General features: G+C 66.0%; 12 protein-coding genes. 6 read left to right on the top strand and 6 right to left on the bottom strand.

What is annotated here, in order from left to right; translation table 11 throughout:
• From AC27IQ_RS13015 to AC27IQ_RS13005, 3 genes are all read left to right on the top strand, one after another.
• Window positions 1-326: DUF455 family protein (locus AC27IQ_RS13015; RefSeq protein WP_487089714.1), on the top strand; the 326-nt coding region annotated here is incomplete at its 5' end.
• Window positions 327-431: 105 nt separating this feature from the next.
• Complete coding sequence (locus AC27IQ_RS13010) at window positions 432-1,697, top strand: EAL and HDOD domain-containing protein (protein ID WP_284430136.1); 1,266 nt, start codon at window positions 432-434, stop codon at window positions 1,695-1,697.
• Window positions 1,698-1,774: 77 nt separating this feature from the next.
• Complete coding sequence (locus AC27IQ_RS13005; protein ID WP_284395463.1) at window positions 1,775-3,058, top strand: EAL and HDOD domain-containing protein; 1,284 nt, start codon at window positions 1,775-1,777, stop codon at window positions 3,056-3,058.
• Between the two features lie 50 nt (window positions 3,059-3,108).
• On the opposite strand, the gene AC27IQ_RS13000 is transcribed toward AC27IQ_RS13005, so the two are convergent.
• Window positions 3,109-4,047 carry an AraC family transcriptional regulator gene (locus tag AC27IQ_RS13000; protein WP_284430134.1) on the bottom strand — a complete coding sequence of 313 codons (939 nt, stop codon included), beginning with the start codon at window positions 4,045-4,047 and terminating at the stop codon, window positions 3,109-3,111.
• Between the two features lie 122 nt (window positions 4,048-4,169).
• Here AC27IQ_RS13000 and AC27IQ_RS12995 point away from each other — a divergent pair, with 122 nt between their 5' ends.
• Entirely contained in the window at window positions 4,170-4,622 is a 453-nt protein-coding gene (locus AC27IQ_RS12995) for a nuclear transport factor 2 family protein (protein WP_284430133.1), read from the top strand.
• Window positions 4,623-4,679: 57 nt separating this feature from the next.
• On the opposite strand, the gene AC27IQ_RS12990 is transcribed toward AC27IQ_RS12995, so the two are convergent.
• From AC27IQ_RS12990 to pyrB, 5 genes are all read right to left on the bottom strand, one after another.
• On the bottom strand, window positions 4,680-5,672 hold the full coding sequence (locus AC27IQ_RS12990; protein WP_284430132.1) for a Bug family tripartite tricarboxylate transporter substrate binding protein: 993 nt from the start codon (window positions 5,670-5,672) through the stop codon (window positions 4,680-4,682).
• Between the two features lie 78 nt (window positions 5,673-5,750).
• Window positions 5,751-6,650, bottom strand: a complete 900-nt coding sequence (gene xerD, locus AC27IQ_RS12985; protein ID WP_317359465.1) for a site-specific tyrosine recombinase XerD — start codon at window positions 6,648-6,650, stop codon at window positions 5,751-5,753.
• An 80-nt stretch (window positions 6,651-6,730) separates the two neighbouring features.
• A complete protein-coding gene (locus AC27IQ_RS12980) occupies window positions 6,731-7,693 on the bottom strand; it encodes a tripartite tricarboxylate transporter substrate binding protein BugE (protein WP_272568039.1) in 963 nt (320 codons plus the stop codon).
• Window positions 7,694-7,925: 232 nt separating this feature from the next.
• Entirely contained in the window at window positions 7,926-8,648 is a 723-nt protein-coding gene (locus tag AC27IQ_RS12975) for a sulfite exporter TauE/SafE family protein (protein WP_317359460.1), read from the bottom strand.
• A gap of 20 nt (window positions 8,649-8,668) precedes the next feature.
• A complete protein-coding gene (gene pyrB, locus AC27IQ_RS12970; protein WP_487089713.1) occupies window positions 8,669-9,706 on the bottom strand; it encodes an aspartate carbamoyltransferase in 1,038 nt (345 codons plus the stop codon).
• Between the two features lie 187 nt (window positions 9,707-9,893).
• Here pyrB and AC27IQ_RS12965 point away from each other — a divergent pair, with 187 nt between their 5' ends.
• Together AC27IQ_RS12965 and AC27IQ_RS12960 are read left to right on the top strand one after the other, a co-directional pair.
• Window positions 9,894-10,814: a LysR family transcriptional regulator gene (locus AC27IQ_RS12965; RefSeq protein WP_284406014.1), complete on the top strand. Its 921-nt coding sequence runs from the start codon at window positions 9,894-9,896 to the stop codon at window positions 10,812-10,814.
• Between the two features lie 49 nt (window positions 10,815-10,863).
• Window positions 10,864-11,781 carry an AEC family transporter gene (locus AC27IQ_RS12960; RefSeq protein ID WP_284430249.1) on the top strand — a complete coding sequence of 306 codons (918 nt, stop codon included), beginning with the start codon at window positions 10,864-10,866 and terminating at the stop codon, window positions 11,779-11,781.
• Window positions 11,782-11,897 lie beyond the last annotated feature (116 nt).

Genomic DNA, 11,897 nt, shown 5'->3' with positions numbered 1-11,897 from the left:
TGGCCCTGGTGCCGCGCACGCTCGAGGCCCGCGGCCTGGACGCCACACCGCTGATCCAGCGCAAACTGCGGCAGGTGGGCACCGCCGACGCGCTGGCGGCTGTGGACATCCTGGACATCATCCTGCGCGAGGAGGTCGGGCATGTGGCGATTGGTAACCATTGGTATCGCTTCCTGTGCGATCGGGAAGGGCTGGACCCGATGGCGCACTACGCCCTCCTGGTCCGGCGCTACGAGGCGCCACGCCTGAAACCGCCGTTCAACGCCGATGCACGCCGCGCGGCGGGCTTCAGCGACGCCGAAATGGAGTGGCTGCAGCATGGCTGACCCGGCCGCGTGGGCAGCCGTTCTTTCCTACAATGCGCCCAAGCCCCGCAACCCCTTTGCCGAAGGGACGCGGCCCTTCCACCGATCGCCTTCCGTTCGCCATCCATGCCCCACACGCCTGTCGCCGGCAATTCCCCGTCCATTGCCCCCGAGAGCAGCCCTGCCGGCGCCATGATCGCCCGCCAGGCGATCATGAACGGGCAGCAGGCCGTGGTGGGCTATGAACTCTTCAACCGCTCGCGCTCCGGCCATGGCCACACGGCGGCGACGGACGTGTTCCTGGTGTTCACCGCGCTGTCGCACGCCGGCAGCGAGGAACTGGTGGGCAAGAAGCTCATCTTCGTCAACTGCACGCACGAGAGCCTGTCCGGCGGCCACCTGGAGCTGGTCGATCCCGACAAGGTCGTGCTGGAGATCCCGCCCCTGGGCCACGCGGCCGCCGAAGAGGTGAGTACGCGGCTGCCGATCCTGTCGGGCCTGCGCGAGCGGGGCTTCCACCTGGCCTTCAACCACACGGTGCTGGAATCGGCCTATGCACCATGGCTGCCGTTGGCCGACTACATCAAGCTCGACCTGTCCGTACTGGCGCCGGACCAGTTGGCCGTGCTCATCAAATATGCCGGGCGGCACTCCAAGGCCGAGCTGATCGCCGAGAAGGTGGAGACGGCCAAGCAGTACGACATGGCCTCTAGCAAGGGGGTGCAGCTGTTCCAGGGGTATTGGTTCTCCCGCCCCTCGCTGGTGGAGGCCAAGCTGCTCACCCCCGCGCAAAGCAGCATCATCCAGCTCATCAACCTCGTGCGCCAGCAGGCCAGCACGGACGAAATCGAAGAGGTTCTCAAGAAGGACGCGGGCCTGGCCTTCAACCTGATGCGGCTCATCAATTCGTCGGGTTTCGGGCTCTCCCGCGAGATCACCTCGTTCCGGCAGGCCGTGATGCTCATGGGACTCAAGAAGCTCTTTCGCTGGGCCGCGCTGCTGCTCACCGCCTCGCGCGGTGGCGGCATCTCCGCCGCCGTCGGCCACACGGCCGTGGTGCGTGGTCGGTTGATGGAGCTGCTGGCCCTGGAGACCATGTCGCAGGAAGACGCCGATCAGGCCTTCGTGGTGGGCATCTTCTCGATGCTCGACCGCATGCTGAGCATGCCGATGGAATCCGCTGTGGGGCTGCTGCACGTGCCCGGCACCGTGTCGGACGCCCTGCTGCACCGCGCCGGCACGCTGGGCGAACTGCTGCGGCTGGCCGAAGCCTGCGAATCCAGCGACGATGCCGCCTTCGATCAGGCCGCCAGTTCGCTGCAACTGTCCAGCCAGCAAATCAACATGGCCCATTTGCAGGCACTGGCCTGGGCGGACCAGTTGACGGAATGAGCCCCAGAGTGGGCGACAGCGTGCGGCTCTGGTGGTAAGGTCACCGAATTCATCCCACTCACTGACGCAGACCCTCCATGTCGAGCAACTCAGACAACGTACCGGCTTTCGAGAACACCGCCCCGCAAGGGGAGGACGAGGACTCGAGCAACCTGGCGATCATTGCGCGCCAGGCGATCGTGGATGAGCAGCGTGCCGTTTTCGGCTACGAGCTGTTCGACCGTTCCACCGCCTCCGATGCCCACACCGCGGCCAGCGATGCCGCCCTGCTCTTCAATGCCCTGTCGTATGCGGGCACCGAGGCCCTGGTGGGCAAGAAGACGGTGTTCATCAACTGCACGCACGAAAGCCTGGCCGGCGGCCACCTCGAACTGATCCACCCCGAAAAGGTGGTGCTGGAAGTACCGCCCTTGGCCGACGGCGCCACGGCCGAAGAGATCGAAGGGCGCGTGTCCACGCTCGAAGGCCTGCGCACGCGGGGCTTTCGCCTCGCCTTCAACCAGAACGTGCTGCGCCGCACCTATGCCAGCTGGCTGCCGCTGGCGGCCTTCGTCAAGCTGGACATGCAGGCGTTCCGGGCCGAACTGGCCGAGCCCCTGGTGAAGTTCGCGCGCGCCAACTCCAAGGCGACGCTGGTGGCCGAAAAGGTGGAGACCGCCGAGCAGCACGAGCGCATGTCCGCCCTGGGCGTGAAGCTGTTCCAGGGCTACTGGTTCGCCCAGCCCGCACTGGTGAAGGCCCAGACCATCCGGCCTTCGCAGGCGACGATCATCCAGCTCATCAATCTGGTGCGAAAGCAGGCCAGCACGGCAGAGATCGAGGAACTGCTCAAGAAGGACCCCACGCTGTCCTTCAACCTGCTGCGGTTCATCAACTCGTCGGGCTTCGGGCTGTCGTGCGAGGTCACCTCGTTCCGGCACGCCGTCATGATCCTGGGGCTCAAGAAGCTGTTCCGCTGGGCGGCGCTGCTCATGACCACCTCGCGTGCCGGGGGCTCTCCACCCGCCGTGGGCCAGACCGCCGTGGTGCGCGGCCGCCTCATGGAGCTGCTCGCTGCCGAACTGCTGCCGCCCGAAGAATGCGACAACGCCTTCGTGGTCGGCGTGTTCTCGCTGCTGGACACCATGCTGGGCGTTCCGCTGGAAAAGGCGCTCGACTCCGTCGCCCTGCCCCAGCCCGTGATCGATGCGCTGCTGCACAACACCGGCGTGTTCGCGCCGTTCCTGGAACTCACCAAAGCCTGCGAAAGCGGCGACGAGGTGGCGTTCGCCCGCTCGGCCGACGCGCTGCACCTGTCCAACCGACAGGTGAACTGGGCCCACCTGCAGGCGCTGACCTGGGCGGAAAGCCTGGGAGAGTGAGCGGCAAGGCCCCCGGTCGGTCCAGGCCGGGCCGGGGCTGGTTCCACGTTCTAACCAGCGTGTAACAGTGGGCTTTCACCCCGTTGCCTGCGACGAAACTCCGCAGGAGAACAGCGCACTTCGCGTTTGAAGAATTTGGTGAAGTTGGTCGCCTCGTCAAAGCCCAGCCTGTCGGCAATGGCGCCAATGGGCAAGTCCGTGTGCACCAGCAGCCGCTTGGCTTCGAGATTGATCCGTGCCGCGATCCACCCTTTGGCGGTCATGCCTGTAGCGGCGGCCAAAGACCGGCCCAGACTCTTTTCTGTATATCCGAGGTGACTGGCGTAATCGGCCACCTGATGCCAATTCGCAAAGCGCTCTTCAACCAGCGCCTGAAACCGTTGGAAGCGCTGTGACGCAGCGGAAACCGGCGGCTCATCCAACGGCCGCTGCCTTCCTTTCAGAAGGCTCAATCGTGCCAGCAGGGCGTGAAGTTGATGGCGCAGCAGAGCGTGCACGTGATCGAGGGAAGCCTCGAGGTGCGCGTCCTCGTACATCTGCTGAATCGAGCGACTCACCGTTCTCAACTGATCCTGGTCCAGAAGCAGCTTTTCCGGCAACCCGACCCGATCCGACACGAGCGCGGGGTCGCCCGATGCAGCAGATACGGGCATCGCAAACTCCGAGCGAAACAGGACGATCCAACCCTCCCAGTCTTCATCGCTCCCGAGGTTATGGGCCTGCCCTGGTCGAAGAATCAAAAACGTTCCTTGTTCGCAGGCAAACGGCTGGAAATCCACCCATTGAACGCACTCTCCTTGCGTGATGCACACCAGCATGAAAAAGTCGTAGCGATGGGTCGTTTGCACTTTTTCCTTGCCGCCGCGGCGCCATAGATCACCCGCCGGATAGACCTCCAGATCGAGCCGGTAGGGCGCCGTGGGGTCGTACTTCAGCCGCGGGATACCCGCATTGCTCATCCCTTTTGGAACACTCGCCACCTTCGACATCACTTGCCTCGCCTTTTGCATGAATGTCCCAAAAATACCATTTATTGTCCCAATAACATCGAGCAATTGGCCTCTATTTGTCCAACAATCACCATTCATATTTTATTGAAAGGTGATTTTTCATGACTGGCATCGACATTTCCAAGGCCTATATTCATGCGGTCCAGACGGGCGATCAGACGGCATTGATCCGACTGATTTCTCCCGATGTGATCTGGCACCAGCCAGGCAATCATCAGTTTTCCGGAACGCATCGCGGCATGGCGCAAGTCGGTCCGATGCTGGGCAAGATGATGGAAATCTCCAAAGGCACCTTCACGATCACCCACGCCAGTCACTACATGGCCAATGGCGACTGGGTTGCCGTGACGCTGGAGTTCGCTGGCGAGGCCAACGGCGTCAAGTTGAAGCAGCCGGGGGTCGATCTGATCCGCATCGAGCACAGCCAGATCGCCGAAGTTCGTCTCTTCTCCAGCGATCCAGCTCAAGAAGACTTGTTCTGGGGACGCGGCGCGGAGAATGAACCAGAAAGCGCCGTTCGCGCTCCTTCTACCGGCCCGCGCGCAGCTGCGTAGCGGAGTGAGCGTCGCGCATGCTCAGCCAAACGACCCCGCCACCTCCTGACAGCCGCATCAGTTCATCTGAATGCCCGCCGCGCGGATGATGCGGGCGTTGTTCTGCGACTCCTCGGCAATCTGCCGCACAAAGTCAGCCGCCTTGCCCCCTTGGGGCACGTTGTCGGTGGCTTCGAGCCGGGCGCGCAAATCCGGCAGGGCCAGGGCGCGATTGATCTCGGCATTCAAACGCTCCAGGATTGGCGCCGGCGTGCGCGCCGGCGCGAACACGCCAAACAGCGAACTCACGTTGGCGGCCGGAATGCCCAATTCGGCCAGGGTAGGCACGTCGGGCAAAGTGTCGAGCCGGGCGGGCGCACCCACGGCCAGCGCGCGCAGCTTGCCGGCTTGGATGTGCTGCATCACCGCAGGCCCGGCATTGGTGGACAGCACTTCGAACTGCCCGCTGAGCGCATCGTTGAGCTGCTGGCCGCCGCCCTTGTAAGGCACATGCGTGATCTGCGCCTGGGTGGACTGCATGATCTGCTCCAGCATGATGTGCCCGAGCGACGCCAGCCCCGAGGTGGCCCATCGCACCGCTCCTGGCTGCGCCTTCGCGGTGGCGAGCAACTGGCGGAAATCCTTGGCCTGGCTGGCGGGCGTGCCCAGCAGCAGCACGGGAGAGACCATCACGCTGGCCACCGGCGCGATGTCCTTGGCCGGATCGAACGGCGATTTGCCCAGGTGCGGGTTCAGGACCAGCGGGCTGATGGACGAAAAGCCCAGCGTGTAGCCGTCCGGCGCCGCCTTGGCCACGGCATCCATGCCGATGGAGCCGCCCGCCCCGGCCTTGTTGTCCACCACCACTGAAGTGCCCAGCTGGGCCGACAGCTTGTCGCCCAGGGCCCGGGCAACCACGTCGCTCACCCCGCCGGCGGGATAGGCCACCACGATGCGGATGGGACGGGACGGCCAGGCGGCTGCCTGCTGGGCGTGGGCTGCGAACGGCAGCGTGGACAGCCAGGAACAGCTGGCGGCCAGCATCCATTGCCGGCGGGAAAGATCGGTCATGCAAAGACTCCGGGTGCACAAAAGGAAACCGCGATTGTCCGCGCCCTGCGCAGCTCCCACCCGCTTCCCGGCACCCAACTATCCGCGGGGATGGTGCTGCGCGTGCAGCGCCTTGAGCCGCTCGCGCGCCACGTGGGTGTAGATGGTGGTGGTAGAGATATCCGCATGCCCCAGCAGCAGCTGCACCACGCGCAGGTCCGCCCCGTGGTTGAGCAGGTGCGTGGCGAAGGCATGGCGCAGCGTGTGCGGCGACAGCGGCACGGTGATGCCCGCCGCATGCGCCTGCTTTTTCACGATGACCCAGAACATCGCCCGGGTCATGCCCGCGCCGCGCTGCGTCACGAAAAGATCGTCGGTCTGCTGCCCGCCCAGGATGGCCGCGCGCGCCTCGCCCAGGTAGCGCTCCAGCCATGCCGCCGCCTCGTCGCCGAAGGGCACCAGCCGCTCTTTGCCGCCCTTGCCCATCACCCGCAGCACGCCTTCGCGCAGGCCCACCTGGAAGGTCTTGAGCGTGACCAGCTCGGTCACGCGCAACCCGCTGGCGTACATCAGCTCCAGCATGGCGCGATCCCGCAGCCCCAACGGGTGGCCGGTGTCCGGGGCGCGCAGCAGGGCCTCCACATGGGCTTGCGAGAGCGTCTTCGGCACGCGCAGCGGCTGGCGCGCAGCCTGCAGCCGGACCGTGGGATCGGCCGCGATGCGCCGCTCGCGCAGCGCCCAGTGGAAATAGCGGCGCAGCACGGTCAGGCGCCGATTGGCCGAGGTGGCCCGGGTCTGCGCATGGCGGGCCGCGAAATAACCCTGCAGGTGGTGTTCCTGCGTGCTGTCGATGGCCAGCGCGGACGGTTGCTCCGCCAGCCACTGGGCATACAGCGTCATGTCGCGCCGGTAGGCCGCCAGGGTGTTGCGCGAGAGACCGTCCTCCAGCCACAGCGCGTCGATGAAGGTGTCGATGGAGGTCTGGCTTTCGGGCAGCATCGCAAAACCATAGCACGATAAAAAAAAGGCCCGCGGGCGGTGCCGGCGGGCCTGGTCTGAGCAAGCGAAGACGCGCTGGCTCAGTCGAGCGACAGCTTCTGCTTTTGCACCACGGTCTTGTAGACCTCGAACTCGGCCTTGATCTGCTCGGCGAACTGCTCGGGCGTGTTGCCGATGATGATCGAGCCGGTGTCCTCGATGCGCTTGCGCACGGCCGGGTCTTCCAGCGCCTTGCGCACGCCGGCGTTAATCTTGTCCACCACGTCCTTGGGCAGATTCTTGGGGCCCAGGATGCCGTAGTAGGCCATGCGGTTCACCGGTTCCAGGCCCACTTCCTTGAAGGTGGGCACATTGGGCAGCGCGGCCACGCGCTGGGGCGCGGCGACCACGATGGGCACCAGGCGGCCATCCTTGATGAAGGCCAGCGCCGAAGGCAGGTTGTCGAAGATCATCGGCACCTGGCCGGCCACCGTGTCGTTCAAGGCCGGGCCCGCGCCGCGGTAGGGAATGTGCGTGACGAAGGTGTCGGTCAGGCTCTTGTACAGCTCCATCTGCAGATGGCCGATGCCGCCCGTGCCGGACGACGAGTACGAATACTTGCCCGGCACCTTCTTGATCTCGGCGGCGAAGCTCTTGTAGTCCTTGGCTGGAAAGCTGGGGTTCACCGCGATGATGTTGGGCGTTGCGGCGATGTTGATGATCGGCGTGAAGTCCGTCAGCGGGTTGTAGGGCGTCTTGGGGTTGATCGCCGGATTGGCCGCCGTGGTGGACACGGTGGCGATGCCCAGGGCATAGCCGTCCGGCGTCGCCTTGGCCGTCTCGGCCGCGCCGACCACACCACCGCCGCCCGCGCGGTTGTCCACGATCACGGGCTGGCCCAGCGCGCGCGACAGCGGATCGGAGATCACGCGGGCGATGATGTCAGTCGTCCCCCCAGGAGCAAAGGGCACCACCAGCCGGATCGGTTTGGTGGGATAGCTCTGGGCCATGGCACTGCCCGTGGCCACGAGGACGGCCAGACCCAGCCAGTTTCGGCGCTGCATAGAAGTCTCCTTGTACTGCTTGAACACGATGAAAACGATGGTGTGCATCCTAATCGCTGACGCACGCCGATCGTGGTCCGCATGGCAGTCCACAGTGAGGGATTTCCCGCACGCGCAAGGGCGGTTCCCGTTGGCAGGAGAAGGGTTCAGTGACGTCGTTGGGGGGCTGGCGTTGCTCCTTGCAAGTCAGAAGCACGGGCCGGACGGGCCCCATTCGGAGGACGGTACGGCATCACGCCATCGCGTCCCAGATCAGCTTGACGCCGACCAGCATCGTGCCTGCCAGGAACACGGTTTTCATGCGCTCGGGCGACAGCACCCGGGCCACCCAGGCGCCCATCACACCGCCCAGGGCGCAGCCGATGAAGAGTGGAATGCCCCACTGGAAATCGACCGCACCGTGGGTGATGAAGGTCGTCACGGACGAGCCCACCACGAGCAGGTTGAGGCGCGTCATGACCGAAGCGCTGTCGGAAAACGACAGGCCGAAAAAATGCATCAGCGCAAAGATGAGAAAGGTGCCGAAGCCCGCGCCGAAAAACCCCGAATACACGCACAGCGCGAACACCGTGGCGATGCCGGCCAGGGGCAGCCGCGCGGCTGGCGCCGAGGTGGCGGCGCGTGCGGAAAAATCCGTCCGGTAGGTGATCCACAACACCACGGCCATCATGGTGGCGACGATGATGCGCAGCACCCGGTCATCGACCCCGGTGACGATCAGCGAGCCCATCACGGACCCCGCTGCCGCCAGGGGCCAGAGCACCCAGGGAATGCGCACCGGGGCCGCCACGCCACGGCGGTGGGCCAGCGTGCCGGTGAAGAACGAGCCCACGAGCGCGAACTTCACGGTGGCGATGGCCGCGGCGGCGGAATGCCCCATCAGCAGCAGCAACGGCACGCCGATGGTGACGCCCCCTCCGACCGTCACGGCCACGCCACCCACAACGAGCCCCATCAGGGCCATTGCGCAGAGCATCACCATGCGAGGGACAACTCGTCGTTGCTGAGCACGTCGATCGCGCGGCGCGACAGCGCATCCGCCGCCAGTCCCCTGGCGCCACCACCGCCGTTGCCGCCGCTTCCTCTCCCCAGCGGCTGCGTCATGTAGCGCCGCAGCACGGCCATGCGCAGCGGCACGCCGTACGCGGCCTGCAGGAAATACTTGTTTTGCGGGGTCGGGTCCACGTCGGTGTCCAGCTCGTCCGTGCGAGGCAGGCAATGCATGACCGCCAGCCACGGTGGCGCCTTGGCCAGCAGCGCGCGGTGCACGCGGCATTTGTCCAGCTGGCGCTGGTACAGCGCGGCGTCGCTGAACATCTCGCGCTGCACGCGCACGACGTACAGCAGATCGACATGGCCCAGCATGGCCTGCACCGAATCGTGCAGATGGATGGGGCGGCGCGCCGCAGCGGCGAGGTCGGCCGGCAAAGGGCTGCCGTCGTCGGCTTCGCTGGCGGCATCGACGGCATGCAGCTCAACGTCGCGGAACTGCCCGAGGCCGACCAGCAGCGACTTCACCGCACGCGAGTAGCGCAGGCCGCCCACCAGCCCCACGCGCAGACCATCGAGGGTGTCGAAATGCTCGCGGGCGGTGTACAGGTCGATCAGCGTCTGGGTGGGGTGCCGGGCGAGCCCTTCGCCGGCATTGATCAGCGGCACGTCGAGGGTGCCCTTGATCTGCTCCATCACGCCATGGTCGGCGTGCCGCGCGACCAGCGCGTCGGAGTAGTAGCCGGCCATGCGGGTGGTGTCGAGCAGGCTCTCGCCCAGGGGTTGGCGGGTGCTGTGCATGTCGCAAACGCTCAGCACGCGCGCGCCGAGGCGGTAGGCCGCGGATTCGAAACTCAGCCGCGTTCGCGTACTGGGCTGGCAAAACAGGGTGAAAACGATTTTTCCGGCCAGCGCATTTCCAAATTCCCCGGGAAACCGCCGAATGTCGTCGACATCGGAAAACAGCGTCTCGATTTCGCTGCGCGAAAGGTCTTCGATGGATATCAGGTTTTTTGAGGCCATGCGCCATCAATCATTGCAGCCGACAAATACAAGGCGCTATCGGTGCGCCAGTGCGCACCGATAGCAGCTTGCTCCTCCCCTCCCGGCTTTTATTCAAGTCTCTGGAGTTTTTGCACGGGATGAATATTGACGGCATTCAATCCATAAGTGAAGATTTGCCGTCTTATACAAAACATAAGCTAAGCCTATGGAACGTACCTTGGATCTCGATCAATTACGGACCTTCGCGCTGGTGCTGGAATTGGGGAGTTTTTCTGCTGCGGCGCAACGGCTGGGGGTGACCCAGCCCGCGGTGAGCCTGCAGGTGAGAAATCTGGAGCGCCGGCTGTCGGTGCGCCTCATCGAGCGCGTGGGCCGCCGCGTGGGCCCGACCTCCGCTGGCGCGGATCTGCTGGCCCATGTGCCGCATGTGACGGCCGCCGTGGCCAATGCCGTGAGCGCCGCCACCTTCCACTCGGCCGGGGTGACGGGGCGCGTGCGGCTGGGCACGGGCCTGACCTCGTGCCTGTACCTGCTGCCGCCCATCCTGCAGGACCTGCGCAAGCGCTTTCCATCGCTGAGCATCCTCGTGAGCACGGGCAACACGGAGGACTACGTGCGCCGCATCGAGGACAACTCGATCGATGCCGCCATCGTGACGCTGCCCATTGTCTCGCGTGCGGTCGCCGTGGTCCCCATCCTGGAGGACGAGCTCATGGCCATCTGCCGCCGAGGCACCTGCCACTGGCCGCGGGCGGTCACCGCGCAGATGATGAACCAGCACCCGCTGGTGAAGTTCGAGACGGGCAGCAGCACGCGCGGGATCGTGGACGACTGGCTGAGCGCCGGCGGCACCCTGCCCACGCCCGCCCCCGTCATGGAGTTCGACAGCGTGGAGGCCATCAAGGCGATGGTGGCGGCCGGCCTGGGCTGCGGCATCCTGCCGCGCATGGCGCTGTCGGGCCACAGCCGCCGCCATGAAGACCTCGAACTGCGGCCGCTGGACCCGCCCCTGTACCGCACCCAGGCCCTCATCACCCGCCACGACAAGCCCATGAACCGGGGGCTTCAGAAGGTGATCGAGGCCATCGTCGAGGGCGGAAGGGCCGCGGCGCGGCCCGGTCCCTGAGGCGTCACCCGGGCCCGGCTTCGGGGGCCACCGGGGCGGGCCGCGCGGTATCCTGCGGGCCGTGAATTACGCGCAGCTCCTCCTTCCCGACTTTGCCCTCATCCTGTGCGGTTACCTGGTCTGCCGCTACACGGCCCTCAACCGCACCGTGTGGCAGCCGGTGGAAAGCCTGGTGTACTACCTGCTCTTTCCCATCCTGCTGTTCCAGTCCATCGTCAAAAGCCCGATCCAGATCGGCGAGGCCTCGGGGCTGATCGGTGCCGGCGTGGCAACGGGCCTGGTCGGCATCGCGCTGGCCTACAGCCTGCCGCGGCTGCCCGGCCTGCGTGGCCGCATCGACCCGCGCGACCACGCGGCCAGCGCCCAGGTGGCGTTCCGCTTCAATTCCTTCATGGGCCTGGCGCTGGCGGAACGGCTGGCGGGCCCGCAGGGCCTGCTGCTCATCGCCGTGCTGATCGGCGTGTGCGTGCCGCTGTTCAACGTGGCCGCGGTGTGGCCCATGGCGCGCGCGGGCCAGCACGGTTTTTTCAAGGAGCTGCTGCGCAATCCATTGATCGTGGCCACCGGATCGGGGCTGGCCGCCAACCTGCTGGGCTTTCACATTCCCGTGTGGATGGAGCCCACGGTGAGCCGCATCAGCGCGGCGTCGCTCGCGCTCGGGCTCATGGCGGCCGGCGCGGGCATGCAGTTCGGCCTGCTCACGCGCGGCAAGCTGCTGTCGGCATCGGTGCTGGCGATCCGCCACCTGGTGCAGCCGGTGATCGCGTTCGGCATGGCGCGGCTGCTGCGGCTGGACGGGGTGCAGACCACGGTGCTGATGGCCTTTTCCGCCCTGCCCACCGCGTCCACCTGCTACGTGCTGGCGGCCCGCATGGGCTACAACGGGCCCTACGTGGCCGGGCTGGTGACGCTGTCCACCGTGCTGGGGGTGGTTAGCCTGCCCTTCGCGCTCGCCGTGCTGCGCTGACAAACCCATGCGGCCCACGGGCCGCTCACCACACGCCGGCCCAGTGCAGGAGCGCCGCCATCGCCGGCATGAGCAGCGCCGTGGCGATGCCGTTGAGCGCCATGGCCAGCGCGGCG

The organism is Acidovorax sp. KPB24-07 (assembly GCF_057543315.1).
This window is presented reverse-complemented; position numbering and strand designations above follow the sequence as displayed.

What these genes read in the sequence shown, in the direction of transcription:
- AC27IQ_RS13010 (WP_284430136.1), top strand. Translation starts at nt 432, where the DNA reads ATGCCCCACACGCCTGTCGCCGGCAATTCCCCGTCCATTGCCCCCGAG.
- AC27IQ_RS13005 (WP_284395463.1), top strand. Translation starts at nt 1,775, where the DNA reads ATGTCGAGCAACTCAGACAACGTACCGGCTTTCGAGAACACCGCCCCG.
- AC27IQ_RS13000 (WP_284430134.1), bottom strand. Translation starts at nt 4,047, where the DNA reads ATGTCGAAGGTGGCGAGTGTTCCAAAAGGGATGAGCAATGCGGGTATC.
- AC27IQ_RS12995 (WP_284430133.1), top strand. Translation starts at nt 4,170, where the DNA reads ATGACTGGCATCGACATTTCCAAGGCCTATATTCATGCGGTCCAGACG.
- AC27IQ_RS12990 (WP_284430132.1), bottom strand. Translation starts at nt 5,672, where the DNA reads ATGACCGATCTTTCCCGCCGGCAATGGATGCTGGCCGCCAGCTGTTCC.
- xerD (WP_317359465.1), bottom strand. Translation starts at nt 6,650, where the DNA reads ATGCTGCCCGAAAGCCAGACCTCCATCGACACCTTCATCGACGCGCTG.
- AC27IQ_RS12980 (WP_272568039.1), bottom strand. Translation starts at nt 7,693, where the DNA reads ATGCAGCGCCGAAACTGGCTGGGTCTGGCCGTCCTCGTGGCCACGGGC.
- AC27IQ_RS12975 (WP_317359460.1), bottom strand. Translation starts at nt 8,648, where the DNA reads ATGGGGCTCGTTGTGGGTGGCGTGGCCGTGACGGTCGGAGGGGGCGTC.
- pyrB (WP_487089713.1), bottom strand. Translation starts at nt 9,706, where the DNA reads ATGGCCTCAAAAAACCTGATATCCATCGAAGACCTTTCGCGCAGCGAA.
- AC27IQ_RS12965 (WP_284406014.1), top strand. Translation starts at nt 9,894, where the DNA reads ATGGAACGTACCTTGGATCTCGATCAATTACGGACCTTCGCGCTGGTG.